We start from the raw sequence: 25,646 nt of genomic DNA, 5'->3' as shown, positions 1-25,646 counted from the left end.
CCCAGGCGTAAGCGAGCTTACCCCCGAGTGGTCAAACCAAGGCCGGTCAAATATCCAAAGAAAAAACCAACGGAGCTTAACTGACAGGCATTAGGGCTTGCCCGACTCCCACGGGGATTTGTGATCCGCCTGAAACGGTATCTGTGAAAGATTCCATGTTGGCCTGCAAGCGTTGATCCCGGTGGGAGCGAATTCATTCGCGAAGGGGCCGGTGCATACGCAGCATTCTCATCGCCTGAACGGCCGCTTTCCCGCATAAATTCGGTCCCATCAGTGCTAATGAGCCGCAGACATAGCCAACCTGTTCGACTCGGACAAAGCGCTGCACTCAGGATTTAAGCCATGCAGTGAATGCAGTATTCAGGAAAAATTTTTCCCGAGAATAGCCTCGCGACTCGCCGCCAGAACTTCATCTGCCAATGGCGAGTCATCCGGACATGCCCGCGACAAGACGATAGCGCCCAGTGCTTGCGCCATTATGGCCAGTCGCCAGGCTCGTGCCTGGGTAGAGTCTTCATCCTCCGACTGCCCAGCGCCATCACGCAACACGGCTAGCTGGGTTTCGATGCCCGCAGCGAACGTGGCGCGGACCTCTTCTTCCTTGCGGGCTGCATCTGCACACAACGCGGCCATGGTGCAACCCGTGGCGCGGTTGTCGCGATGCTCACGAGAAAGATAAAACTCCATGAACTCCTTCACTGACGTACTGGCTGTCAGCGAAGCCGACTGGCTGATGCCGCACGCCGCTGCCTCCGCCATCAGATCGGCCTTCGAGCCAAAGTGCTTGTAGAAGCCGCCCTGGGTGAAGCCCGCTGCCGCCATCAGATCGGCAATGCCAACGCCGTCATAACCGCGCTCACGAAAGAGGGCCGACGCGGTTTCAACGATATGTGCGCGATTTGCCTGCGCCTGTTGCTTGGTGACTTTCATCGCTCATCCAGCAGTTTTGTCCAACATGAGAGCGCCACTATACATTGATGTCGCTCGACATCAAAATGTTGACATTTTAGATTGTGACCGTAATCATTGGCTCCGTTCTCACGCAAGGAGCCAAACAAAATGCCCGGAAAAACGCCCGTTGCTTCCCAGAAAACCACATCGCCTCAGGCGCAGCTCAATCGAGACACGCTCTATGGCAGTTGTGCGGCGGGTGCCTTGGCTAACCCGAGCATTGCGGGCTGAAACGCCAGTTTTCCAACCCCTATAAGACCTGATTATTTGAAGGACTTTCCCATGACAACGCCTGCAACTGTACTCATCACTGGCGCCTCCAGCGGCATCGGCGCCATCTATGCCAAGCGCTTCGCCAGCCGTGGTCACGATCTGGTTCTGGTTGCTCGTGACAAGGCACGCCTTGATGCGCTGGCATTACAACTGCGTGAACAAAGCGGGGTTGCTGTCGAGGTGCTCCAGGCCGATTTGACCCAGTCTGCAGACCTCAACGCGCTGGAAGCTCGTCTGCGCGAAGACACTCAAATCGGCATTCTCATCAATAACGCCGGCATGGCTCAGTCGGGTGGGATCGTTCAGCAGGGGGCAGACGCTATCGAAAAACTGATCACCCTGAACGTCACTGCAGTGACCCGTTTGGCCGCCGCAGTCGCCCCGCGTTTTGCCCGGTCGGGTACTGGCTCAATCGTCAATATCGGTTCGGTGGTGGGCTTGGCGCCGGAATTTGGTATGACGGTTTACGGTGCTACCAAGGCGTTTGTGCTGTTCCTGTCTCAAGGCCTGAATCTGGAATTGTCGCCGAGTGGCGTATACGTACAGGCCGTTCTGCCTGCGGCGACGCGTACCGAGATATGGGAGAGGGCGGGAATCGACGTTAATACCATCGCTGATGTGATGGACGTTGAGGAGCTGGTCGATGCGGCGCTGGTCGGCTTCGACCGGCGCGAACTCATCACCATCCCGCCGCTGCATGTCGCGGAGCGTTGGGATGCACTGGATGCCGCGCGCCAGGGATTGCTGTCGGATATCCGTCAGGTCAATGCCGCCGAACGCTACCAGCCGAAAGCCTGATGATCGTGGTCTCTTGAGGCGATGCTCCCTGATGCAGGGAGCTGACACCCACCGAAACTGTTCTCCAACGTTACGCGGCTCTTCGGGATCAAAGCACGATGAAAGCGCTGACCTTCAAACGCTACGGCAAATCCCCGGAAATTGGCTTTGCTGAGGTGTCCCTTCCAGTCTTAAAGCCCAATGAACTCCTGGTCGAGGTGCATGCTGCCGGGATCAATCCCATCGACAACATGATCCCTACCGGTATTTTCAAGCCTGTTCTGAAGTTTCAACTGCCCGCCATTCTGGGCAGTGATCTGGCGGGCGTGGTGACTCAGGTAGGCAGCGGCGTGACCCGCTTCAAGGCAGGAGATGAGATCTATGCCAGCCTGTTCGACCTCGGTACCGGGTCAATTGCTGAATGTGCGGTCGTACCGGAAAGTGCTGCCGCGCTGAAGCCTGCCAATCTGGATTTCGTTCAAGCAGCGTCCATTCCGATGGTCGGACTTACCTCGTGGCAAGCACTCAAAGAGCGCGGTGATCTTCAGCCGGGCCAGAAAGTGTTTATCCCGGCCGGGTCCGGAGGCATTGGCAGCTTTGCGATCCAGCTTGCAAAACACCTCGGCGCGAAAGTGGCCACCAACACCAGTACGCCTAATGTGCAGAACGTCAGCAGCCTTGGCGCAGATGAAGTGATCGACTACAAGAAACAAGCGTTCGAGACCGTTCTGCGTGACTACGACCTGGTGCTCGGTACGCTCAGAGGCGACGTGATCGAAAAGTCCGTTGATGTCCTCAAGCCTGGCGGCAGGATCGTTTCTCTGGTTGGCCCCTTGGATAAAGCGTTCGCCAGGGCTCGCGGGTTGAATGCCTTCCTCGGTTTCGTCTTTGGTTTGATGAGCCGCAAGATTATCCGGCTCGCGAAAAGCAAAGGCGTTGCCTATTCATTCCTCTTCGTTCGCCCCGACGGAGCCCAACTGGGCGAGATCGGTAAGCTGCTTGAGTCCGGGCATGTTCGACCGGTTATCGACAAGATCTTTACGTTCGAGCAGGCGAAGCAAGCGCTGGAATATCTAGCCACGGGGCGCGCTAAAGGCAAGGTCGTTGTGAAGATCAGATGAGTGCCGATCATTGGCTTTGATTCCCGCTCCGACCCTGTTCTTTCGGTGATCAGACCTCTTTGAGGTTAACCCAGCGCTGTTCGCGAGCAGCGAGTCGAATCGCCGACGCCAGTCGCTCGACTTCCAGCGCTTGCCCGAAATCAGTGCCGAGCTGTCCCTGGCCTGCCAAGGCCATGATCAGCTCATGCACTTCCAGCGTTTTCAGCTCGTTGTAGCCCAATTGATGACCCGGCGCAGGGCTGAACGCTGCATATCCGGGCAGGTCCGGGCCCGCCAGTAAACGCTGAAAACCTGCCTGGCCCATTTGGCAAAGACGCAGCTCGTTCAAGCGCTCCTGATCAAACGACAACGTGCCGTTGGTGCCGCTTACTTCAAAACTCAAATGGTTTTTATAGCCGTGCTTGAGCCAGCTGCTGCTGAAGGTGCCGCGCGCGCCATTGGTGAAACGCAGCAGCGCATGGACCAGGTCGTCTACCGCGATTGTGTGCAGTTCCGGGCTACCGGCCGTGGCCGGGCGTTGGCGGTGCACGGTCTGGAGGTCGGCGCATACCGCTTCGATATCGCCGAGCAGATACCGCGCCATGCCCAGCAAATGGCTGCCCAGATCCGCTAGCGCACCTCCCGCGTGTGCAGCCTCACAGCGCCATGACCAGGGCGACGCAGGGTCGGCCATGAAGTCTTCGCTGAATTCGCCTTGAAAACTGATGATCTCACCGAGTTCACCGTTCTTGATCAGCTGTCTTGCCAACCCAATGACCGGGTTGTGCTGGTAGTTGTAGCCGACACGGGTGACCACGCCTGCATCCTTTGCCGCCTGGTGCATGGCAGTGGCCTGTTCCAGACTCACCGCCAGCGGTTTCTCGCAATAGACCGGCTTGCCAGCGGCAATCGCCGCCATGGCCATCGGATAGTGCAGGTGGTTGGGGGTGGTGATGGCGATCAGATTGACCGCAGGATCATTGATCAATTGTTGCCAGTCACCATGGGCGCGTTCAAACCCCCAGGCGGTGGCGCACGATTGCGCGCGAACAGGATCAGCATCGGCCAGGGCAGCGAGATGAAGCGTGAAAGGCAGTTCGAATGCCGCACTGACGTTTCGAAAAGCCAAAGCATGGGCACGACCCATGAAGCCCGTGCCGATAAGTCCGATTCCGAGTTTGCGCATGACTCACCCTTTTTGATTTTTATTTTCAGAGGGGTGATTTATAGAATAAATATTCGCTTGTTACAATTAATGGAATAAATATTTACAGATGGTGGCCTATTGATGATTTCCGCAGTCCCGTAGGACTGGCTTTAGCCGGGAGGACAGTTTTTCTGGCGAAGGAAATCCAGTGAATCTCCCGACGTCCTCCCGCCTGAAGGCGGTCCTACGAGGTTCGCCCTTGGGCGCTCGGTCAGTCTTCAAACCCCAACTGCTCATGAATCTCATCGACCTTCAATTCCAGCCGATACGCCACGGCAATAAACAGCGCCTGACACAAACATAACGTCGCACTCAAAGACCGAAACGCGAACGAACTACCCTCATTCACCAGCAACACCGTGCTGGCCCGCTTTGCCAGCGGCGACAGATTGCTGTCAGTGATAATCAGCGTCTTCGCCTGATGATGCTGGGCAATGCGCAAGCAATGCTGGGTTTCCTTGCCGTACGGCGTGAAGCTGATGGCGATCACCAGGTCATTGGCCCGAACGCTGCGCATCTGCTCGCGATAGCTGCCGCCCAGACCGGAGATCAGATGAATGCGCTTGTTGGTGTGCTGCAGGTTGTAGACGAGGTAGTCAGCGACAGCGAAGGAGCGACGTACGCCGACTACGTAGATGTTGTCTGCATTGACCACCAGATCTACCGCCTTGTCGAAGGCGGCATCGTCGAGCTCCATGCCCAGCCGTTCGATGCCCGACAGCGTTGCGTTGACGCATTCTCGTGCCAGGTCGCCGCCACTGGCTTTCTGCGATTTATTGACGATCATGCTGCGGATGCGTTGCTGATAGTTCTGTACCGGCGTGGTCTTGTGGGTGTACGCCTCGCGAAACAGCGCCTGCATTTCACTGAACCCACTGAACCCGAAGCGCTGGGAAAAGCGCACGATGGCTGAAGGGTGCACTTCGCATTCGCCAGCAATGTCACTGATGCGGTCAACCATGATCCGGTCGCTCTGCTGACTGATGTAGCTGGCGATGCGTTTGAGCTGGCGGGGCAGACTTTCGTACTCATCGGTGATCATTTGCAACAGGCGTTCGGCATTGATCGGGGGGCTGGCGAGAACGTCTTCCTGAGTCGTCTCTGGCTTGGCCGGCTGATCGGTGCGGGGCATGGGCAATCCTTCTGCTTGTTATTTATGCTGGTGCGCTGATGGGTGGCGCAAGTCTACAGGGTAGGCGTAAAAAAATACCTTGGCATCACATCGACCCTGACCGACAGACAGGGTGGGTCGGCACCAGGAGTATACGCTGGATGTCTGGAATATAAATTCCATATAAAATAATTATGGAATAAATATTGATTGGTGCTTCTGAACGTTTTAGTCTGATTGCACCAATAGCGTTTGCCGTCGCGATGGCGGTGCAACGCAGGCTTATAAAAATAACAGGAGCCAGCATGGGCCAGACTCGTTTTGCCAATGGGCGTCAGTTGGATTTGATTTGCCTCGGGCGCCTGGGCGTCGACCTCTATGCACAGCAGGTCGGTGCACGACTTGAGGACGTATCCAGCTTTGCCAAATACCTCGGTGGCTCTTCCGCCAATATCGCATTCGGCACGGCCAGGCTGGGGTTGAAGTCGGCAATGTTGAGCCGGGTAGGGGACGACCACATGGGTCGCTTCCTGCTGGAATCCCTGGCTCGCGAAGGCTGTGACGTCAGTGGCATCAAGGTTGATCCCGAACGCCTCACCGCCCTGGTACTGCTGGGCCTCAAGGACCGCGAAACCTTTCCTCTGGTGTTCTACCGTGAAAACTGCGCCGACATGGCGTTGCGCGCTGAAGACATCAGTGAGGCCTTCATCGCTTCCAGCAAAGCACTGTTGATTACCGGCACGCATTTCTCTACCGATGGCGTTTACAAAGCCAGCGTCCAGGCGTTGGATTACGCCGAGCGGCACAACGTCCGGCGTGTGCTGGACATCGACTATCGCCCCGTGCTGTGGGGATTGGCGGGCAAGGCGGATGGAGAAACCCGTTTTGTCGCCGACCAGACTGTCAGTCAGCATGTGCAGAAGATCCTGCCGCGTTTCGACCTGATCGTTGGCACTGAGGAAGAATTTCTGATTGCCGGCGGCAGTGAGGATTTGCTGACCGCCTTGCGTACTGTACGCGAAGTGACTTCGGCGACCCTGGTGGTCAAGCTGGGCCCGCAAGGCTGTACGGTGATCCATGGTTCTATCCCGACACGATTGCAGGATGGTGAAATCTACCCCGGCGTGCGGGTTGAAGTGCTTAACGTGCTGGGTGCGGGCGATGCCTTTATGTCGGGCTTCCTCAGTGGCTGGTTAAACGATGCCAGCGACGAGCGTTGCTGCCAGCTGGCCAATGCCTGCGGTGGCCTGGTCGTTTCCCGTCACGCCTGTGCGCCCGCCATGCCGACCCCCGCTGAGCTGGAGTATCTGTTCAGCAGCCCGGTTCCGATCACTCGTCCGGATCAGGACCCGATCCTGCAACGCCTGCACCGGGTTACGGTGCCACGCAAGGCCTGGAAACAGCTGTTCGTGTTTGCCTTCGACCATCGTTGGCAGTTTGTGGACCTGGCGCAGAAGGCCGGCCAAGATCCGGCGCGCCTCACCGCTATCAAGCAGCTGTTTATTCAGGCGGTGGAGCGGGTCGAGCAAAAATTACACGCGCAGGGTGTCGAGGCTGATGTGGGCCTGCTTGCCGACCAGCGTTTCGGTCAGGATGCGCTCAATGCTGCCACTGGCCGCGGATGGTGGATCGCCCGTCCGGTGGAGATTCAGAACTCGCGTCCGTTGGGCTTTGAGCACGGGCGCTCGCTTGGCAGCAACCTGATCGCCTGGCCTCAGGAGCAGATCATCAAGTGTCTGGTGCAGTTTCATCCCGATGACGAACCTTTGTTGCGTCTGGAGCAGGAGGCGCAACTCAAGGCGGTGTACGAGGCTTCTCTGGTCAGCGGTCACGAATTGCTGCTGGAAGTCATTCCGCCCAAGGATCATCCGTCCACTTATCCCGATGTGCTTTATCGCAGCATCAAGCGCCTTTACAACCTGGGCATCTACCCGGCCTGGTGGAAGATCGAGGCACAGTCAGCCGAGGAATGGAAAAACCTCGACGAACTGATTCAGGAGCGCGATGCGTATTGCCGCGGCGTTGTACTGCTGGGGCTTAACGCGTCAATCGAATCCCTTGCTGATGGCTTCAGGCAAGCCAGTCAGAGCACAACCTGCCGTGGTTTTGCTGTGGGCCGCACGATTTTTCAGGAGCCGAGCCGGGCGTGGATGGCGGGTGACATTGATGATGAAACCCTGATTCAGCAGGTGCAGGCCACGTTCGAACAGTTGATCAATGCCTGGCGCAGCGCGCGGGCCTGAGGCGGAATAAAGCAGCTCTCATTGCTTTCTGAAAACAATAAAAGGTGCAGCCATGCCCGCAATCCGAATTGGCATCAACCCGATCTCCTGGAGCAACGACGATCTGCCGGCCTTGGGCGGTGAGACGCCTTTGAGCACTGCCCTTGAAGAAGGCAAGGACATCGGCTACGAAGGTTTCGAACTCAATGGCAAATTTCCCAAAGACGCCAAGGGCGTTGGTGATGTGCTGCGGCCCTATGGCCTGGCTCTGGTCTCCGGCTGGTACTCCAGCCGTCTGGCTCGTCGTTCAGTAGCCGAAGAGATCGACGCCATTGCCGGACACCTCGACCTGCTCAGGCAAAATGGCGCTTCAGTGCTGGTCTATGGCGAAGTCGCCGACTCTATCCAGGGTTCACCCATCCGCCTTATCGAACGACCACGCTTTCATAGTGAGCAGGCCTGGCAAGATTACGCTAACAAACTCACCGAACTGGCGCGCTTCACCTTGTCGCAAGGTGTGCGTCTTGCCTACCACCACCATATGGGCGCGTACGTCGAATCCCCTGAAGACATCGACCAGCTCATGCGCCGGACGGGCCCTGAAGTGGGCCTGCTTTTTGACTCGGGCCATTGCTACATGGGCGGTGGCGAGCCCATCGAAGTGCTGCGCAAACACATCGACCGTGTCTGTCACGTTCATTTCAAGGACGTGCGCAAACCGGTGGTGCAGCTGGCTCGGAATCAGATGTGGAGCTTTCCCGACTGCATCGTCAACGGCACCTTCACGGTGCCCGGCGATGGCGATATCGACTTCGCGTCGTTGCTGGACGTACTGCTCGCAGCGAACTACGAGGGCTGGCTGGTGGTGGAAGCCGAGCAGGACCCGGCCGTGGCGCCCAGCTACATCTACGCCAAAAAGGGTTATGACACTTTGCGTGCACTTCTCAACGAGAGGGTTGGACAATGAGTCTGTTGGTCAAAAGCAACAAACATGGACAAACCATGGTCGCCCTGGAAGACGGCCGTCTGGATTACGTAGGTTTCGCTGCGTATCACCTGAGTCTGGGCGAAACCCTGCCGGTCAGTGCTGGCGACAAGGAGCTTTGCCTGGTGCTGCTCTGCGGTCGCGTGAACATCGAGGGTGAGTCCTTCAACTGGCAAAATCTGGGGGATCGTCAGTCGGTCTTTGACGACAAGTCGCCTTTTGCCGCTTACCTTCCGCCGGGCACAAGTGCTCAGGTGACTGCCTTGAGCGACGTGCAGATCGCCGTCTGCGCTGCGCCGGGTGCGCAGGGCTATGAGCCGCGGCTGATTCGACCCGAAGCCTGCAAGCGCAGCGTGCGCGGCAAAGGTGCCAACACTCGCTATGTGTGCGACATCCTGCCGGACAGCGAGCCAGCGCATTCACTGCTGGTCGTAGAAGTGCGCACGCCGTCTGGGCATTCGTCGAGTTACCCGCCGCACAAACACGACACTGATGACCTGCCGCACCAGAGCTTTCTTGAAGAAACCTATTACCACCAGATCAATCCGCCCCAGGGCTATGTGTTCCAGCGCGTCTACACCGATGACCGCAGCATCGACGAGGCAATGGCCGTGGAAAACAGCGACTTGGTGGTGGTGCCAAAGGGGTATCACCCGGTGAGCGTGCCGTATGGCTACGAGTCTTATTACCTGAATGTGATGGCCGGTCCCAAACGCGCCTGGCATTTCCATAATGACCCGCAGCACAGCTGGCTGCTCGATCTCTAACCTTTTCGACGGAGAACAAGAACAATGGGCAGCATTCAGGTAATCGGCCACTACATCAACGGACAAGTGCAAGACGGCGCAAGCGAGCGTTTCAGCGAGGTATTCAATCCGGCCACGGGCGAGGTCCAGGCGCGCGTAGGCCTGGCCAGCCAGAAGACCGTCGATGATGCCGTCGCCTCGGCCCTCAAGGCGTTTCCGGAATGGTCGGAGCAATCATCCCTGCGTCGTTCGCGGGTCCTGTTCAAGTTCAAGGAGCTGCTTGAACAGCACCATGACGAGTTGGCCGGGATCATCTGCCGCGAACACGGCAAGGTCTTTTCCGACGCCAAAGGTGAGGTGACCCGTGGTATCGAGATCGTCGAGTACGCCTGCGGTGCGCCTAACCTGTTGACCACCCGTTTCAGCGACAACATCGGCGGGGGGATCGACAACTGGAGCGTGCGCCAGCCCTTGGGCGTATGTGCCGGCATCACGCCGTTCAATTTTCCGGTGATGGTGCCGCTATGGATGATCCCGATGGCTCTGGCCACCGGTAACTGTTTCATCCTCAAGCCGTCCGAGCGCGATCCTTCCGCCAGTTTGCTGATGGCGCGCCTGCTCACCGAAGCCGGACTGCCCGAGGGCGTATTCAACGTGGTTCAAGGCGATAAAAGCGCGGTCGACGGTTTGCTGCAGCATCCGGACGTCGAAGCGATTTCCTTTGTCGGCTCAACGCCGATTGCCGAGTACATCTATCAGGAGGCTACCCAACGCGGCAAGCGCGTGCAGGCCTTGGGTGGTGCGAAGAACCATATGATCGTGATGCCCGACGCTGATCTTGATCAGGCGGCAGACGCACTGATTGGCGCGGCCTACGGCTCGGCAGGTGAGCGCTGCATGGCGATCTCGATTGCCGTTGTTGTTGGCGATGTCGGTGACAAGCTGATCGACAAATTGCTGCCGCGCATCGACCGGCTGAAGGTCGGCAACGGCATGAACAACGACAGCGATATGGGGCCGTTGGTCACGGGAGAGCACAAGGCCAGAGTCGAGGGTTTTATCGATCAGGGTGTGGCCCAAGGAGCGAAACTGCTTGTCGACGGGCGTGGCTTCAAGGTGCCGGGCGCGGAGGGCGGGTTCTTCGTGGGGGCGACGCTGTTCGATAACGTCACCCCGGAAATGAGCATCTATCAGCAAGAAATTTTCGGACCGGTACTGGGCATTGTGCGCGTGGCAGATTTCGCCAGCGCAGTGGCCTTGATCAACGCCCATGAATTCGGCAATGGCGTGTCTTGCTTCACCAGCGACGGCGGCATTGCCCGAGCCTTTGCCCGCAGCATCAAGGTGGGCATGGTCGGCATCAACGTGCCGATCCCGGTGCCCATGGCCTGGCATTCCTTCGGTGGCTGGAAACGCTCGTTGTTTGGCGATCATCACGCCTATGGGGAAGAGGGGATTCGATTCTACAGCCGTTACAAAAGCGTGATGCAACGCTGGCCCGACAGTATTGCCAAGGGCCCTGAGTTCAGCATGCCGACGGCCAAGTGACATTTCCCAGTGGCGTATAAAAAATAGCGGCGCATAACAAATAGTGGAGCACAACAATAATGCAAACGTCTCTACGTTTTGCCCTTGACCGGAGGGACGCGCTCAAGCGTTCCCCGGTGGATATTCAGCAGGCATCGGGCGCCTGCTGCGTCCTCCAGAAAAACCAATAAGGGGGCGCGACATGACTACAACGCGACTGACCATGGCTCAGGCCCTGGTGAAGTTCCTGGATAACCAATACATCGAAGTCGATGGTGTGCAGAGCAAGTTTGTCGCCGGAGTCTTCACGATTTTCGGCCACGGCAATGTGCTCGGCCTTGGCCAGGCCCTTGAGCAGAACAGCGGCGATCTGGTGGTGCATCAGGGACGCAATGAGCAGGGCATGGCCCATGCCGCCATCGGCTTTGCCAAACAACACCTGCGGCGCAAGATCTACGCGTGTACCTCGTCGGTAGGCCCGGGAGCGGCCAATATGCTAACCGCTGCCGCAACTGCCACGGCCAACCGTATTCCGCTGCTGCTGTTGCCCGGCGATGTGTATGCGAGTCGACAGCCTGATCCGGTGTTGCAGCAGATCGAGCAGTTTCATGACCTGAGCATCAGCACTAACGACGCTTTCCGTTCTGTGAGCAAATACTGGGACCGCATCAACCGCCCAGAACAGTTGATGACAGCGGCAATCCACGCCATGCGTGTACTGACCGATCCGGCAGAAACCGGCACTGTCACCCTGGCTCTGCCGCAGGACGTACAGGCCGAGGCCTGGGACTATCCCGATTACTTCCTGCAGAGACGTGTACATCGTCTGGATCGTCGACCACCGACTGAAGCGATGATGAGCGATGCCCTGGCAGCCTTCCACGGTAAACGCAACCCACTGATCATCTGTGGTGGTGGGGTCAAGTACTCCGGTGCGAATGCTGCACTTCAGGCATTTGCGGAGCGTTTCGGTATTCCGTTTGCCGAAACCCAGGCCGGGAAAAGTGCAGTGCTTTCCAGCCACCCGCTGAATCTCGGCGGTATCGGCGAAACCGGTTGCCTTGCCGCAAATCTTTTGGCACCGCAGGCGGACCTGATCATCGGCATCGGCACGCGTTATACCGACTTCACCACGTCGTCGAAGTCGCTGTTCAAGCACCCTGACGTGCAGTTTCTCAATATCAATATCAACCCTTGCGACGCGTTGAAACTGGACGGCGTGCAAGTGCTGTCCGACGCACACCTCGCGCTTGAGGCGTTGACTGACCTATTGGGTGATTACCGTTCCGGCTGGGGTGAGCAGATCAGCACTGCCAAGGCGCAGTTGGAGGCGGAAGTGGACCGGGTTTATGAGGTTCGCTACCAGGGCGACAACTTCGTGCCAGAGGTTGATGACCGTCTTGATCGTGCGGTATTGCGTGAATTCATCGAGTTGACTGGCTCGTGCCTGACCCAGAGCCAGGTGCTCGGCGTGTTGAATGAAACGCTGGCCGACGACGCGATCATCGTCGCTGCGGCCGGCAGCCTGCCGGGTGATCTGCAGCGCGCGTGGCGCAGCAAGGGCGTCAACACCTACCACGTCGAGTATGGCTATTCGTGCATGGGCTATGAGGTCAACGCCGCCCTTGGCGTGAAACTCGCCGAACCCACCAAAGAGGTCTACGCCCTGGTCGGTGACGGCTCTTACATGATGCTGCATTCAGAGCTGGTCACCTCGATTCAGGAGCGGCGCAAGATCAACGTTGTGCTGCTCGACAACATGGCTTTCGGGTGCATCAACAACCTGCAGATCGGCAATGGCATGGACAGTTTTGGCACCGAATTCCGCTACCGCGACCCCGAGAGCGGCAAGCTCGATGGCGGCCTGGTACCAGTGGATTTCGCCATGAGCGCGCAGGCCTATGGCTGCAAGACCTACAAGGTCAGCACCGTCGAGCAACTGCAGGCCGCTTTAGCCGATGCGCGTACTCAAACCGTCTCGACCCTGATTGATATCAAGGTACTGCCCAAGACCATGATCCACGGCTACCTGTCGTGGTGGCGGGTGGGTGTGGCGCAGGAGTCCACCAGCGAACGCACCAATGCCGCAGCGAAAAAAATCAATGAGCAGTTGGCCAAGGCCCGGCAGTACTAAAAGCAAGAGTCGCCGCGGCGTTCCCGGCACCACGCTGTCGCGCTGCAAACGGGGACTTGTAGGAGCGCGCTTGCCCGCGATGGGATCTGGTCAGGGAACGCATTTTTCGCTGACGCACCGCATCGTCCGGATGCGGCCCAGACCAAGAGCGCTCCTACAGAAATGAATTCCAAATCAGTCAGTTATTTTTTGATCGGAGAACTGTGTATGTCGTTGAAGCTAGGAGTGATCGGTACCGGCGCTATTGGCCGTGACCATATTCGTCGTTGCAGCCAGACTTTGCTTAATAGCCAGGTCGTTGCGGTCACCGACATAGACCTCGAGCAGGCCGCCAGGGTGATTGCCGACCTCAAGCTGGACGCCGAGGTGTACCCCGACGGACATGCGCTGATCAATTCGCCACAGGTCGATGCCGTGCTGGTGACCTCATGGGGGCCGAGCCACGAAAAGTTTGTGCTCGCCGCCATTGCCGTTGGCAAACCGGTGTTCTGCGAAAAACCTCTGGCAGTCACCGCTGCTGGCTGCCGCGCTATCGTCGACGCAGAAGTGGCTCACGGCAAGCGCCTGGTACAAGTCGGTTTCATGCGCCCATACGATGAAGGTTATCGCGCATTGAAAGCGGTGATCGACAGCGGCCAGATCGGCGAGCCGTTGATGTTGCACTGCGCGCACCGCAACCCGACAGTGGGCGAGCACTACAGGACCGACATGGCGATCACTGACACGCTGATCCACGAGCTGGATGTGTTGCGGTGGCTGCTCAACGATGACTACGTGTCGGTGCAAGTGGTATTTCCGCGCAAGTCCAGCAAAGCCCTGGCTCACCTGCGTGACCCGCAGATCGTGCTGCTGGAAACTGCGAGGGGCACGCGTATTGATGTAGAGGTGTTCGTGAACTGCCAGTACGGCTATGACATTCAGTGCGAAGTGGTGGGGGAGACCGGTATCGCCAAATTGCCTGAACCGTCCCAGGTGCAATTACGCAGCGGCGCAAAGCTGTCCAACGCAATCCTGATGGACTGGAAGGATCGCTTCATTGGTGCCTATGACGTGGAATTGCAGGCTTTTATCGATGGAGTGCGCGCCGGGCAAGTCGGTGGACCTTCTGCGTGGGATGGGTTTGCGGCAGCGGTGGCCGCAGATGCATGTATCGAAGCGCAAGGCAGTGAGCAGATTGTGAAGGTCAGCTTGCCGGAACGTCCGCGCTTCTACGGCTGATTTCATTGACGAGACCCGATCGGAATATGCACGCAGGTAGCCTGGTACTGTCGTCTGACAGGTTTTATTTCAATGCATGCCAAGCATGGACAGGTGGTCTCAATAAAAATGGAATTAAATTCTAAAAGATATTGATATAGAAATTATTTTCCAATAAAGTGTTTTTCAGGTTGCATGAAGTACGTCCCGAATCAGATTTGGGCGACTCTACAAAAACAAGATCAAACAACCAGGTACCGTCAGATGAAAGTCTTCAACGTTGTACTGCGAGTTAATGCCCTGTCTGCAAGCCCCGCGTTCTGCCAAGCGCCCGGCCATTCCGCATCCCCTTTCCCAGCATGCTGCGTGTCGAACACAAAGGCGCCGGGATTCCCTGTATTCCAGGTGCACCAGTGGTTCGACTGCTGACTTCGCACCAGCCGTTCTGATCAACGCAACGTCTTAAAAACAAAAATACTGGAGACAGACCGTTCATGAAGACCCCGATCCGTTTTACCGCGCTGGCTTTGTCCCTGTTGCTCGCCAGCGGATTTGCCACGGCTGCCGATCTGAAGATCGGCGTGAGCATGTCGCAGTTCGACGACACCTATCTGACCAACGTCCGTGAGCACATGGACAAGCAAGCCAAGTCCTATCCCAAGGGCGACGGTGTGCAACTGCAGTTCGAAGACGCACGTGCCGACGTGGTCAAGCAACTGAGTCAGGTCGAGAATTTCATTAGCCAGAAAGTCGATGCAATCATCGTCAACCCGGTCGATACGGCGTCCACAGCGCGGATCAGCAAGGCGGCAATCGAGGCGGGTATCCCTCTGGTGTATGTCAACCGCCGTCCGGACCAGGCCGACCTGCCCAAGGGGGTTGCCGCTGTGACGTCCAATGACGAAGAGGCGGGCAGGCTGCAAATGCAGTACATCGCCGATAAGCTCGGCGGCAAGGGCAAGATCGTGATTCTGTTGGGTGACCTGGCTAACAACTCCACCACCAACCGCACCAAGGGGGTGAAGGAAGTTCTGACCAAGTACCCGGGCATCAAGATTGAACAGGAACAAAGCGGCGTCTGGCTGCGCGACAAAGGCATGACGCTGGTCAACGACTGGCTGACTCAAGGGCGTGAGTTTGACGCGGTGCTTGCCAATAACGATGAAATGGCAATTGGTGCAGCCATGGCGCTCAAGTCGGCCGGTACCAAGCCGGGCAGCGTATTGATTGCAGGTGTGGACGGCACGCCGGATGGCCTGAACGCGATCTCCAAAGGCGAGATGACCGTGTCGGTGTTTCAGGATGCCAAAGGCCAGGGCGTCGGCTCCCTTGAGGCGGCACGCCGGATGGCGAAAAAAGAGACGATCGAACAGAACATCGTCATCCCGTTCAAGTTGATCACTCCGGATAACGTCAAAGACTTCAAATAGCCCTGGCATAACAACAAAACAATCAGCTGACAGTGCGGCTTCGGCCGCCTCGCAGATGGAGTACCGCTTTATGTTCGCTCAAGCGACTGTCTCGCAGCCTCCCGCCATCCAGCCCCGGCTGCCGGAAGAGCCTTACCTGCTGGAAATCGTCAATATCAGCAAAGGCTTCCCCGGCGTTGTTGCCCTGGACGATGTGCAACTGCGCGTGCGACCGGGCTCGGTGCTGGCGCTGATGGGTGAGAACGGCGCAGGCAAGTCGACGCTGATGAAAATCATCGCTGGTATCTACCAGCCTGATGCCGGTGAAATTCGTCTGCGCGGCAAACCGATAGTGTTTGAAACACCGCTGTCGGCCCAGAAGGCCGGGATCGCCATGATCCATCAGGAACTCAACCTGATGCCCCACATGAGCATCGCCGAGAATATCTGGATCGGCCGCGAACAGCTCAACAGCCTGCACATGGTCAACCACCGTGAAATGCACCGCTGTACCGCCCAACTGCTGGCCCGTCTGCGCATCAATCTCGATCCTGAGGAGCATGTCGGCAATCTGAGCATCGCTGAACGGCAGATGGTCGAGATCGCCAAGGCCGTGTCTTATGACTCCGACATCCTGATCATGGATGAGCCGACCTCTGCCATTACCGACAAGGAAGTGGCTCACCTGTTTTCGATCATTGCCGACCTCAAATCTCAGGGCAAAGGCATCATCTACATCACCCATAAAATGAACGAAGTGTTCGCTATTGCTGATGAGGTGGCGGTATTTCGCGATGGTCGTTACATCGGCCTGCAGCGCGCCGACAGCATGAACAGCGACAGCCTTATTTCGATGATGGTGGGCCGTGAGCTGAGCCAGTTGTTTCCGGTGCGCGAGAAGCCCATCGGCGATTTGCTCTTATCGGTACGAGACCTGCGCCTGGACGGCGTGTTCAAGGACGTATCCTTTGATCTGCACACTGGCGAGATTCTGGGCATCGCCGGACTCATGGGCTCGGGCCGTACCAATGTAGCGGAAACCATTTTTGGCATTACCCCCGCCAGTGGCGGCGAGATACTTCTCGACGGTCAGGCGCTGCGTATTACCGATCCGCACATGGCGATCGACAAAGGCTTTGCCCTGCTGACCGAGGATCGCAAGCTAAGTGGCCTGTTCCCATGCCTGTCGGTGCTGGAAAACATGGAGATGGCGGTGCTGCCGCATTATTCGGGCCACGGTTTTATTCAACAAAAAGCCCTGCGCGTGTTGTGCGAGGACATGTGCAAGAAACTTCGGGTGAAAACCCCCTCCCTTGAACAGTGCATCGACACGCTGTCCGGTGGCAACCAGCAGAAAGCCTTGCTGGCGCGCTGGCTGATGACCAACCCGCGCTTGCTGATCCTCGACGAACCCACCCGGGGCATCGACGTTGGCGCCAAGGCCGAGATCTATCGCCTGATCTCTTTCCTTGCGAGTGAAGGCATGGCAGTGATCATGATTTCCTCTGAGTTGCCGGAGGTGTTGGGCATGAGTGACCGGGTCATGGTGATGCATGAGGGCGAACTGATGGGCATCCTGGATCGCGATGAAGCGACCCAGGAAAAAGTCATGCAACTGGCTTCCGGAATGACGGCGCTCCACTGATCCACAGAATAAGCAGAATAAAAAAGGTGACGGGTTATGAACGCAATAACGGAAAACAAATCGGCCACCGTGCCGACCAAAAATCGTCGACGTATGCCTACCGAACTCAGCATCTTCCTTGTGCTGATCGGCATTGGTCTGGTGTTTGAACTGTTCGGCTGGATCGTGCGCGATCAAAGCTTCCTGATGAACTCCCAGCGCCTGGTGCTGATGATCCTGCAAGTATCGATTATCGGCCTGCTGGCAATCGGCGTGACTCAGGTGATTATCACCACGGGCATCGACCTGTCCTCGGGATCAGTGCTGGCGTTGTCTGCGATGATTGCCGCCAGCCTGGCGCAAACCTCTGACTTTTCCCGGGCGGTGTTTCCCAGCCTGACGGACTTACCGGTCTGGATCCCGGTGGCGATGGGGCTTGGTGTGGGGCTACTGGCGGGCGCAATTAATGGCAGCATCATCGCCGTCACGGGTATCCCGCCGTTTATTGCGACCCTGGGGATGATGGTTTCGGCCCGTGGCCTGGCCCGTTATTACACCGAAGGCCAGCCAGTGAGCATGCTTTCGGATTCGTACACGGCCATTGGTCATGGTGCGATGCCGGTGATTATCTTTCTGGTAGTGGCGGTGATTTTCCATATTGCTTTGCGCTACACCAAATACGGCAAGTACACCTACGCCATTGGCGGCAACATGCAGGCGGCGCGCACGTCGGGGATCAACGTGAAGCGTCATTTGATCATCGTCTACAGCATCGCCGGTTTGCTCGCGGGGCTGGCCGGTGTCGTGGCCTCGGCACGTGCGGCCACCGGTCAGGCCGGGATGGGCATGTCCTACGAGCTGGATGCGATTGCTGCCGCGGTTATCGGCGGCACCAGTCTGGCGGGCGGAGTAGGGCGCATCACCGGCACGGTAATCGGTGCGCTGATCCTTGGCGTAATGGCCAGCGGGTTCACCTTTGTCGGTGTGGATGCCTACATACAGGACATCATCAAGGGCTTGATCATCGTGATTGCGGTGGTGATCGACCAGTACCGCAACAAGCGCAAACTCAAGCGCTGAATTCGTTGGATGTCGGTCAAGTCGCAAATGGCATGTGGCGGTGGCTATCGACGATAGCCACCGCCGCAAATTACCCAGTCAACCGCTCAGCTCAAAGCTTATTCTGTAGTCTCGACCACGCCCTGATCTTCTCCCAGAAAACCGCCGCTCTGATGGTGCCATAGCCGCGCATAGGTACCATTCTTGGCAAGCAACTCGGCGTGGGTGCCTTGTTCAATGATACGACCGTCATCCATGACGATCAGCCTGTCCATGGCAGCGATGGTGGACAGGCGATGAGCGATGGCAATCACGGTTTTGCCCTGCATCATTTCATCAAGACTTTCCTGAATCGCCACTTCGACTTCCGAATCCAGCGCGCTGGTGGCCTCGTCGAGTAGCAGGATCGGGGCGTTCTTGAGCATTACCCGGGCAATTGCAACCCGTTGACGCTGGCCGCCCGACAGCTTGATACCACGCTCACCCACCAGGGTGTCGTAACCGGAATGGCCTTGCTTGTCACTCAACTGGCTGATGAACCCATCGGCCTGGGCGTTGACCGCGGCAGTACGGACTTGCTCGTCGGTGGCGTCGGGCCGACCATAAGCGATGTTGTCGCGGATGGAACGATGCAGCAGGGAAGTGTCCTGCGTCACCATGCCAATGGCGCTGCGCAAGCTGTCCTGAGTAACGTGCGCGATGTTTTGCCCGTCGATGCTGATCGTGCCGTTGTCCACGTCATAGAAACGCAACAGCAGGTTGATCAAGGTTGATTTACCAGCACCGGAGCGACCCACCAGGCCGATTTTCTCGCCCGGACGAATAGTCAGGTTCAGGGCATCCAGTACCTGACGTTCGCCGTTGTAGTTGAAGCTCACGTTGTCGAAGGTGACCGCGCCGCCCTTTGTCACCAGCGTGGCCGCGTTTGGCGCGTCCTGAACTTTGGGGCCGCGGGTCAAAGTGGCCATGCCATCCTGAACGGTGCCGATGTTCTCGAACAGTGATGTCATTTGCCACATGATCCAGTGGGACATGCCATTGATGCGCAACGCCATGGCGGTAATCGCCGCCACAGCACCCGTACCGACCTCACCCTGATGCCACAGCCACAGGGCGTAACCGCCTGCACCCATTATCAACGCCACCACCAAAGCCTGGTTGACGATCTCGAACTGGCTGACCAGACGCATCTGGCGCAAACCAGTGACCTTGAAGTCCTCCATTGCTGCACGCGCGAAATGCGCTTCACGTTTCGAGTGCGAGAACAGCTTCACCGTGGTGATGTTGGTGTAGGCGTCCGAAACGCGTCCGGTCATTGATGAACGCGCATTGGCCTGTTCCTGGCCGACCTTGCCCAGGCGAGGCACGAAGTACCGCATGGCCAGACCGAACAACGCGATCCAGGCAATGAAAGGCAGCATCAATCTCAGGTCGAAGTTACCGGCCAATGCGATGATCGCAATGAAATAAACCCCGATCCCGGGGGCGATCTCGATAAGGGTAAACAGCACCTCGCGCACGGACAGCGCCGTTTGCATCACCTTGGTGGTGACCCGGCCAGAGAACTCGTCCGAGAAGAAAGAAAGGCTTTGTCGCAACATCAATCGGTGGAAATCCCAGCGCAGCCGCAAGGGCAAATTGATCGCCAGGACCTGGTGCTGCACCATCGTGCGCAACGCCACCAGCCCGATGCTGGTGACCAATATGATGCCGATGCTCCACAGCACGCTGCTTTCCTGAGCGGCCGCATCGCCGCCGGCCTGCCAGGTCGACAGCATGTCCACGACCTGCCCGAGGAATGAAAACAGCCAGGCTTCGTAAATCGAAACACCTGCGCTGAGCAGCGCAAACGCAACGATGTAGCCACGGGCACCCCGCGTGCAGGCCCAGAGAAACCGCGCCAGGCCGTCGGGCGGCGGCGGTACTTCGTCAGGTGGAAAGGGGTCGAGCCATTGTTCAAACGCGCGAAGCATGGTGATCTCCAAAACGATCCAGTGCGAAGATTCTTGCACTTAAAGGCGGCTTAAGGATTTTTGATTGGGTGGGAAGTTACTTGTTCAGAACTTTTTCCATGATGATCGTGCGCTCTGCGCCATGGAACTCGTCCCTGAGTTTCTGGAAGCCCAGCGACAGATAAAACCCTTCAGCCGTGATCGAGGAGGGCACCCGCAACCGTTTGATCCCGCTCTGCGTTGCGACTGCCTCGAGAGTCGACATCAGTCGATGCCCTATGCCTTTCCCTTGATGGGGCGAGTCAACGAACATACTGCGCACGATGTCTTGATCAAGACTTGCGGTTGCAATGACATGATCATCAAAGCACGCGACATACACCTGGCGGCAGGTCATAAAGTGCAGAATCGCCGTGGGTGAAAAGCTTTGCTGTACGCGCTCGATGATGTCTGACGAATAATCCTGAGCATTGGATTCGCGCAGTGCTGCCACGATAATCCTGCTGATGGCGGGGGCGTCCGTATTTATCGCGTTTCGAATGACACAATCCATTGGGTACTCGTTCGTGCATTGAGTTGATGGGTTGGCGACTGGAGGGTTAATCATCCATCAGACAATCGAGCTTACTGCCCGAGAGTGAAGTCTGTAGATCAACCGCTTTGGTGCCCAGCGGTTCGGGTACCACCTTATTCCGGCTGCATTTTCCGGTTCCAGCCCAAAGTGTCGGCACAGGGTGCCAACCATTGCCGGATGTTTGGATTGCGCGCCAAGACCTCGGGTTCCAGCAAGCGCGCCCCGACATTGGCATGACGCAGGAAGTGCACCCCTAGGCACTGCTCCAGTTGCTCGGCAAGCAGGGGGAATTCCATGAGGCTGTGTAATCGCGGCCACTTGATCAGCTTGCGGTAGCGCAGCTCCTGAGACTCGACGCGCAGGTCGTCATTCGAGCGCCACTGAACGTTGAACAGATTGTCATGTCGAGACAGGTCGACCCGCCAGCTCCCGTTGGCCGGGATGTTCAGATCGAGTTTCAGACTTTCAGGCCGCAACTTGTTGCGCCTATAGAACCAGTGCTCAGGCGGCTCGTTGCTCAGGTCAATGGAGCAGACACTGTATGACACCTCGTCGACTCCGAAGCTGGCGAACCATTCAGCGATTTCAGGGTAGGTGGAGTGATCGAACATACCTGGCCTCGTGTTGCGAAAGCGTCAGAGAGTGCCTCAGCTTGATTGCGTGTCCAGAGGGGGCATGTGAAGCGGCGACCGACAATCGTCTGACCGCTTTTGGCCGGTCGCACTCAGGCCCACTCATGCTCGGTCAGCCTTTTGAATTCTGACAGCGCCTCTTGAAACTGAGCTCTAGGGAAAGACACTCGCTGATTCATCTGATTCCAGTCCACCGCAGTGATGACGCCGGAAATGGTATCGACGGCTCGACCAAAACGCTCCCAAATGACAGTGTCACCCCTTATCACTTGCTCAACCACCGCAACCGTGCAGCTCAGGTCCATGTCGTCCGAACAGACCAACAGTGGCACGATGGTCGAACAGTCTTCCATGACAGGTTCTAGAATCCTCCACGCGTAGTTCGAGTCATCGTCGTCAATCAACCAGCCTTGCGCAGGAACCAGTCCGTTGGTTTCGTCGTTGCCCTCACCGTCGTAAACGACGCCTTTGATCCAGTTCGCCAGTGGAATGGAGTCAATGGTGAGCACCGGGTGTGGAGCTCTCGTGTGTTTCGATTGGTACATCGTGGCGCTGATGACATTCATGCGGGGCTCAAGGGTTGAATTGACCATGGCGTATCGGGAAGTCATTTAAGGTTTCATATAAGCCTATCAAAAACTGGCGATTTACATGGTGTGTCCGACTCCGGTCGCCCGAAAAACAGCCTGTCGACATCTGCGCTTATGATCTGCCAGAGTATCAATCGCACGCCATGTCCCTCACAGAAGGTATATTTTTGATCCGTCTCGCTGAAGCAAAAGATGAGCCTGCAATAAGGCACTGCGCTGAACAGGCCTACGCCCGCTATGTACCTGCAATCGGTCGCAAACCTGCGCCCATGACAGCCGACTTCGCGGCGCAAATTGCGGCGGGGATCGTTTATGTGGCAACCGATGAAAACGCCAGCTTTGAAGGTTTCGTGGTGTTTTATGCCGAGCAACAGCATGTGTTGCTGGAAAATGTGGCGGTCATACCCAGCGCAACAGGACGCGGGGTAGGCAAATCACTGATCCGCTTTTGTGAAGAAACCAGCCGACAGCTCGGAATCAATGCAGTGCATCTTTATACCAACGAGAAGATGGCGGACAACCTCCTGATTTACCCCAAGCTTGGTTATATCGAGGTGGGGCGGCGCACCGAGCATGGTTTCGAACGGGTCTATTTCGAAAAAAATCTGGTCTGACTCACCGCGTACACCCCTCGGCAACAAGTTACCTCCTACCGAAACGCGCTACCCGGTAGGAGCGAACTTGTTCGCGAAGCGTCATGCCTGATTCACCGCGTAAAGCCTCTCGGCAACAAGTTGCCTCCTACCCGAAACGCGCTACCCGGTAGGAGCGAACTTGTTCGCGAGGCGTCATGCCTGATTCACCGCGTAGAACCTCTCGGCAACAAGTTACCTCCTACCCGAAAGGCGCTACCCGAGGTAGGAGCGAACTTGAACGCGAAGCGTCAGGCCTGATTCACCGCGTAAAGCCTCTCGGCAACAAGTTACCTCCTACCCGAAACGCACTACCCGGTAGGAGCGAACTTGTTCGCGAAGCGTCATGCCTGATTCACCACGTAGAACCTCTCGGCTACAAGTTGCCTCCTACCTGAAACGCGCTACCCGGTAGGAGTGAACTTGTTCGCGAGGCGTCATGCCTGATTCACCGCGTAAAGCCTCTCGGCAGCAAGTTACCTCCTACCCGAAACGCGCTACCCGGTAGGAGCGAACTTGAACGCGAAGCGTCAGGCCTGATTCACCGCGTAAAGCCTCTCGGCAACAAGTTGCCTCCTACCCGAAACGCGCTACCCGGTAGGAGCGAACTTGAACGCGAGGCGTCATGCCTGATTCACCGCGTAAAGCCTCTCGGCAACAAGTTGCCTCCTACCCGAAACGCGCTACCCGGTAGGAGCGAACTTGTTCGCGAGGCGTCATGCCTGATTCACCGCGTAAAGCCTCTCGGCAACAAGTTGCCTCCTACCCGAAACGCGCTACCCGGTAGGAGCGAACTTGAACGCGAGGCGTCATGCCTGATTCACCGCGTAAAGCCTCTCGGCAACAAGTTGCCTCCTACCTGAAATGTGCTGCCCGGTAGGAGCGAACTTGTTCGCGAAGCGTCATGCCTGATTCACCGCGTAGAACCTCTCGGCAACAAGTTACCTCCTACCTGACACGGCGTTAACCGGTAGGAGCGAACTTGTTCGCGAAGCGTCATGCCTGATTCACCGCGTAGAACCTCTCGGCAACAAGTTGCCTCCTACCTGAAACGCGCTAACTGGTAGGAGCGAACTTGTTCGCGAGGCGTCATGCCTGATTCACCGCGTAGAACCTCTCGGCAACAAGTTGCCTCCTACCCGAAACGCGATACCCGGTAGGAGCGAACTTGTTCGCGAAGCGTCATGCCTGATTCACCGCGTAAACCTTTATCGCCCAATCGCCGGTTTGCCGAACAGCCTCAATCGACTAACCCCGCCATCCGGAAAGACGTTCAATCGTACGTGGGTGATCGCTCCCAGGCTGGCCAGTTCTGCCTCATAGAAATGCTCTCGATCCATCTCCATTTTTTGTTCCGGCAAAAGCTCGCGCCAGAAGAGGCTTTGCGTTTCGATCTGGCCGTCAGTGCCGCCTTTTACGCAGGCGGCCTGGATCGACAAACGATCCGGATAATTGCCTTTGTAGTGCAGCGTGTCGACCACGATGCGTTCAACGACTCCGGGGACACCTAACGCAACGATCACCCAGTCATTACCCGGTGTGCGACGTCGAGCGGTTTCCCAGCCTTCGGCCATGACGGCGGCGCGATCGGGATTGATGATATTGCCCATCTGGCCATAATGCTCGTCCGAACAGGCGATGGCGCGACCGCCGTTGAGGGCGGCGCACAAGTCCACGTTCTCGTTCGGATCGATGTTTGACCAGTCCTTGTGCGGGATGCCGTAGACCCGCAACCGCGCGACGCCGCCGTCGGGAAAGATGTTCAGGCGCAAGTGGCTGTAGGGTTGATCGTCGTTGATGGCGTGATAGTGATGACTGTCACCGCTCAACTCCACTGCACCGAGCACTTCGGTCCAGACGGTATTTTCGTCGGGATCGGCGCCTTCCAGAAAGCAGGCCTCAATGGATGCCGACGGCGGGAAGTTGCCGGTGAAGAACGAGGTATCGATGTCTACGCCCTTGAGCGTGCCCGCCACACCGAGGCGGATCACCGCATGGTCGTAACCTTCGTGACGCTTGCGGCGGGATTCCCAGCCGTCCATCCATTTGCCGTTGTCGTCGAATACATCGGCCTTGAAAACCGCGGGCGCGTGCTGAAACAGACGATTGACGTCGGCGAACCAGTCATCCGTGACGGACAAGGCGACTGCGCCCAGGCGTGCGTCTGCCAGGTTCAGGTATTTTTCGAATGCGTGTTGGGGAATCTTCATGACGCTACCTCTGAAATGTCGCGCAAAGCGCTGGTCACTGTTGCGCTGACTTCACGTGGTCCGGCACCCAGGGGCCTTTCACCTGAATGGCTGGAAATGCCTGGTCAATAATCTGCAAATCAGCGTCTTTGGGCGTGTTGTCGCCCTGGCCCTGAATGTTGACGATGTCCTGCGGGCATGCGGAAAACGCGACGAAGCAATCCATCTCCGCGCGCAACGTGATGTAGTCACCGGGGTCGGTGACTGTGGGCAATGTGGCCAGGGTGATGTTGTCTGGCTGAACGCGGATGTTCATGAAAATGTTGAACGAAGCCAGGTTCCGTCGCGGCGGCGTCACGCCCAGTTCCAGCATGCCTTCGAACAGGTTATCGCTGCAGTTGCGATGGTAGTGAGTGCAGCCGAGCAGTTCATAACGACGGCGGTCGCAGGCTGCCATGAAGGTGTCATGCACACCCGGCGATGTGTCTTCAACCAGCGTCAGAATCGGGTGGCGCGCACTGGTGACGAAGCTGTCACCCACCACTGGATTCAGGTGTTGAGTCCATACGCGGGTCGCTTCCATACACATGAACTCTTCAAGGTCATAGGCATTCCAGGCCCAGCAGTCCACCACTTGGGTGCCGTGGGTATTGATCACACGCACCGATTGCCCGGCTTTCAGGCGTACAGCTTTACCGTGGCCAGCGGGAATGGTCAGGGAGGAAGTCGGCATTACAGACATGGGGAACTCCAGT

At 57.4% G+C, this 25,646-nt stretch carries 22 protein-coding genes; 13 read left to right on the top strand and 9 right to left on the bottom strand.

Features of this window, described 5'->3' with window-relative positions:
• Positions 1-360: 360 nt before the first annotated feature.
• A complete protein-coding gene (locus AO242_RS15360; protein WP_099269394.1) occupies positions 361-930 on the bottom strand; it encodes a TetR/AcrR family transcriptional regulator in 570 nt (189 codons plus the stop codon).
• Positions 931-1,059: 129 nt separating this feature from the next.
• Between AO242_RS15360 and AO242_RS29735 the strand changes: the two genes are divergently transcribed.
• The 3 genes from AO242_RS29735 (at position 1,060) to AO242_RS15350 (ending at position 3,122) form a co-directional block, all read left to right on the top strand.
• Entirely contained in the window at positions 1,060-1,182 is a 123-nt protein-coding gene (locus tag AO242_RS29735; protein ID WP_257153445.1) for a hypothetical protein, read from the top strand.
• Between the two features lie 51 nt (positions 1,183-1,233).
• On the top strand, positions 1,234-2,022 hold the full coding sequence (locus AO242_RS15355) for an SDR family NAD(P)-dependent oxidoreductase (protein WP_099269393.1): 789 nt from the start codon (positions 1,234-1,236) through the stop codon (positions 2,020-2,022).
• 98 nt (positions 2,023-2,120) lie between these two features.
• Positions 2,121-3,122 carry an NADP-dependent oxidoreductase gene (locus AO242_RS15350; protein ID WP_099269392.1) on the top strand — a complete coding sequence of 334 codons (1,002 nt, stop codon included), beginning with the start codon at positions 2,121-2,123 and terminating at the stop codon, positions 3,120-3,122.
• Positions 3,123-3,171: 49 nt separating this feature from the next.
• On the opposite strand, the gene AO242_RS15345 is transcribed toward AO242_RS15350, so the two are convergent.
• The gene (locus AO242_RS15345; protein ID WP_099269391.1) at positions 3,172-4,287 is read right to left on the bottom strand and encodes a Gfo/Idh/MocA family protein; all 1,116 of its coding nucleotides are present in this window, start codon (positions 4,285-4,287) and stop codon (positions 3,172-3,174) included.
• A 232-nt stretch (positions 4,288-4,519) separates the two neighbouring features.
• Complete coding sequence (locus AO242_RS15340; RefSeq protein WP_099269390.1) at positions 4,520-5,440, bottom strand: MurR/RpiR family transcriptional regulator; 921 nt, start codon at positions 5,438-5,440, stop codon at positions 4,520-4,522.
• A gap of 284 nt (positions 5,441-5,724) precedes the next feature.
• On the opposite strand from AO242_RS15340, the gene AO242_RS15335 reads away from it, so the two are divergent.
• From AO242_RS15335 to AO242_RS15290, 9 genes are all read left to right on the top strand, one after another.
• Entirely contained in the window at positions 5,725-7,662 is a 1,938-nt protein-coding gene (locus AO242_RS15335; protein ID WP_099269389.1) for a bifunctional 5-dehydro-2-deoxygluconokinase/5-dehydro-2-deoxyphosphogluconate aldolase, read from the top strand.
• 52 nt (positions 7,663-7,714) lie between these two features.
• Entirely contained in the window at positions 7,715-8,608 is an 894-nt protein-coding gene (gene iolE / locus AO242_RS15330; protein ID WP_099269388.1) for a myo-inosose-2 dehydratase, read from the top strand.
• Positions 8,605-9,393, top strand: a complete 789-nt coding sequence (gene iolB / locus AO242_RS15325; RefSeq protein WP_027898410.1) for a 5-deoxy-glucuronate isomerase — start codon at positions 8,605-8,607, stop codon at positions 9,391-9,393. Before iolE ends, iolB begins: the two co-directional genes overlap by 4 nt.
• 24 nt (positions 9,394-9,417) lie before the next feature.
• Positions 9,418-10,920, top strand: a complete 1,503-nt coding sequence (locus tag AO242_RS15320) for a CoA-acylating methylmalonate-semialdehyde dehydrogenase (RefSeq protein WP_099269387.1) — start codon at positions 9,418-9,420, stop codon at positions 10,918-10,920.
• Between the two features lie 181 nt (positions 10,921-11,101).
• Entirely contained in the window at positions 11,102-13,033 is a 1,932-nt protein-coding gene (gene iolD, locus AO242_RS15315) for a 3D-(3,5/4)-trihydroxycyclohexane-1,2-dione acylhydrolase (decyclizing) (RefSeq protein WP_099269386.1), read from the top strand.
• 207 nt (positions 13,034-13,240) lie between these two features.
• Positions 13,241-14,251, top strand: a complete 1,011-nt coding sequence (locus tag AO242_RS15310; RefSeq protein WP_099269401.1) for a Gfo/Idh/MocA family protein — start codon at positions 13,241-13,243, stop codon at positions 14,249-14,251.
• Between the two features lie 473 nt (positions 14,252-14,724).
• Positions 14,725-15,660 (top strand): sugar ABC transporter substrate-binding protein, encoded by a 936-nt coding sequence (locus AO242_RS15300; RefSeq protein ID WP_099269385.1) that lies wholly within the window; start codon positions 14,725-14,727, stop codon positions 15,658-15,660.
• Between the two features lie 70 nt (positions 15,661-15,730).
• A complete protein-coding gene (locus AO242_RS15295) occupies positions 15,731-17,284 on the top strand; it encodes a sugar ABC transporter ATP-binding protein (protein WP_099269384.1) in 1,554 nt (517 codons plus the stop codon).
• Between the two features lie 36 nt (positions 17,285-17,320).
• Positions 17,321-18,343, top strand: a complete 1,023-nt coding sequence (locus AO242_RS15290; RefSeq protein ID WP_027898404.1) for an ABC transporter permease — start codon at positions 17,321-17,323, stop codon at positions 18,341-18,343.
• Positions 18,344-18,441: 98 nt separating this feature from the next.
• Here AO242_RS15290 and AO242_RS15285 read toward each other — a convergent pair whose 3' ends face one another.
• From AO242_RS15285 to AO242_RS15270, 4 genes are all read right to left on the bottom strand, one after another.
• The gene (locus tag AO242_RS15285) at positions 18,442-20,295 is read right to left on the bottom strand and encodes an ABC transporter ATP-binding protein (RefSeq protein ID WP_099269383.1); all 1,854 of its coding nucleotides are present in this window, start codon (positions 20,293-20,295) and stop codon (positions 18,442-18,444) included.
• Between the two features lie 76 nt (positions 20,296-20,371).
• Positions 20,372-20,827, bottom strand: a complete 456-nt coding sequence (locus tag AO242_RS15280) for a GNAT family N-acetyltransferase (RefSeq protein WP_099269382.1) — start codon at positions 20,825-20,827, stop codon at positions 20,372-20,374.
• Positions 20,828-20,961: 134 nt separating this feature from the next.
• A complete protein-coding gene (locus tag AO242_RS15275) occupies positions 20,962-21,459 on the bottom strand; it encodes a hypothetical protein (protein ID WP_099269381.1) in 498 nt (165 codons plus the stop codon).
• Positions 21,460-21,572: 113 nt separating this feature from the next.
• Positions 21,573-22,091, bottom strand: coding sequence for a hypothetical protein (locus AO242_RS15270; protein ID WP_176560635.1), 519 nt, complete (start codon positions 22,089-22,091; stop codon positions 21,573-21,575).
• A 146-nt stretch (positions 22,092-22,237) separates the two neighbouring features.
• Between AO242_RS15270 and AO242_RS15265 the strand changes: the two genes are divergently transcribed.
• Entirely contained in the window at positions 22,238-22,684 is a 447-nt protein-coding gene (locus AO242_RS15265; RefSeq protein WP_099269380.1) for a GNAT family N-acetyltransferase, read from the top strand.
• Between the two features lie 1,226 nt (positions 22,685-23,910).
• Here the strand turns inward: AO242_RS15265 and alc are convergent.
• Together alc and AO242_RS15255 are read right to left on the bottom strand one after the other, a co-directional pair.
• Positions 23,911-24,912, bottom strand: a complete 1,002-nt coding sequence (gene alc, locus AO242_RS15260; protein ID WP_099269379.1) for an allantoicase — start codon at positions 24,910-24,912, stop codon at positions 23,911-23,913.
• A gap of 34 nt (positions 24,913-24,946) precedes the next feature.
• The gene (locus AO242_RS15255; protein ID WP_099269378.1) at positions 24,947-25,633 is read right to left on the bottom strand and encodes a DUF1989 domain-containing protein; all 687 of its coding nucleotides are present in this window, start codon (positions 25,631-25,633) and stop codon (positions 24,947-24,949) included.
• Positions 25,634-25,646: the final 13 nt, after the last annotated feature.

The organism is Pseudomonas sp. ICMP 561 (genome assembly GCF_002699985.1).
GTDB classification, from domain to species: domain Bacteria; phylum Pseudomonadota; class Gammaproteobacteria; order Pseudomonadales; family Pseudomonadaceae; genus Aquipseudomonas; species Aquipseudomonas quasicaspiana.
Note: the sequence above shows the minus strand (reverse complement) of the source record. Positions and strands in the feature narration are given on the sequence as shown.

Coding starts and splice junctions, on each gene's coding strand:
- AO242_RS15335 (WP_099269389.1), top strand. CDS start 5,725: ATGGGCCAGACTCGTTTTGCCAATGGGCGTCAGTTGGATTTGATTTGC.
- AO242_RS15255 (WP_099269378.1), bottom strand. CDS start 25,633: ATGTCTGTAATGCCGACTTCCTCCCTGACCATTCCCGCTGGCCACGGT.
- AO242_RS15340 (WP_099269390.1), bottom strand. CDS start 5,440: ATGCCCCGCACCGATCAGCCGGCCAAGCCAGAGACGACTCAGGAAGAC.
- AO242_RS15355 (WP_099269393.1), top strand. CDS start 1,234: ATGACAACGCCTGCAACTGTACTCATCACTGGCGCCTCCAGCGGCATC.
- AO242_RS15285 (WP_099269383.1), bottom strand. CDS start 20,295: ATGCTTCGCGCGTTTGAACAATGGCTCGACCCCTTTCCACCTGACGAA.
- AO242_RS15350 (WP_099269392.1), top strand. CDS start 2,121: ATGAAAGCGCTGACCTTCAAACGCTACGGCAAATCCCCGGAAATTGGC.
- AO242_RS15310 (WP_099269401.1), top strand. CDS start 13,241: ATGTCGTTGAAGCTAGGAGTGATCGGTACCGGCGCTATTGGCCGTGAC.
- AO242_RS29735 (WP_257153445.1), top strand. CDS start 1,060: ATGCCCGGAAAAACGCCCGTTGCTTCCCAGAAAACCACATCGCCTCAG.
- iolB (WP_027898410.1), top strand. CDS start 8,605: ATGAGTCTGTTGGTCAAAAGCAACAAACATGGACAAACCATGGTCGCC.
- AO242_RS15295 (WP_099269384.1), top strand. CDS start 15,731: ATGTTCGCTCAAGCGACTGTCTCGCAGCCTCCCGCCATCCAGCCCCGG.
- AO242_RS15320 (WP_099269387.1), top strand. CDS start 9,418: ATGGGCAGCATTCAGGTAATCGGCCACTACATCAACGGACAAGTGCAA.
- AO242_RS15360 (WP_099269394.1), bottom strand. CDS start 930: ATGAAAGTCACCAAGCAACAGGCGCAGGCAAATCGCGCACATATCGTT.
- alc (WP_099269379.1), bottom strand. CDS start 24,912: ATGAAGATTCCCCAACACGCATTCGAAAAATACCTGAACCTGGCAGAC.
- iolE (WP_099269388.1), top strand. CDS start 7,715: ATGCCCGCAATCCGAATTGGCATCAACCCGATCTCCTGGAGCAACGAC.
- AO242_RS15290 (WP_027898404.1), top strand. CDS start 17,321: ATGAACGCAATAACGGAAAACAAATCGGCCACCGTGCCGACCAAAAAT.
- AO242_RS15275 (WP_099269381.1), bottom strand. CDS start 21,459: ATGTTCGATCACTCCACCTACCCTGAAATCGCTGAATGGTTCGCCAGC.
- iolD (WP_099269386.1), top strand. CDS start 11,102: ATGACTACAACGCGACTGACCATGGCTCAGGCCCTGGTGAAGTTCCTG.
- AO242_RS15300 (WP_099269385.1), top strand. CDS start 14,725: ATGAAGACCCCGATCCGTTTTACCGCGCTGGCTTTGTCCCTGTTGCTC.
- AO242_RS15270 (WP_176560635.1), bottom strand. CDS start 22,091: ATGACTTCCCGATACGCCATGGTCAATTCAACCCTTGAGCCCCGCATG.
- AO242_RS15345 (WP_099269391.1), bottom strand. CDS start 4,287: ATGCGCAAACTCGGAATCGGACTTATCGGCACGGGCTTCATGGGTCGT.
- AO242_RS15280 (WP_099269382.1), bottom strand. CDS start 20,827: ATGGATTGTGTCATTCGAAACGCGATAAATACGGACGCCCCCGCCATC.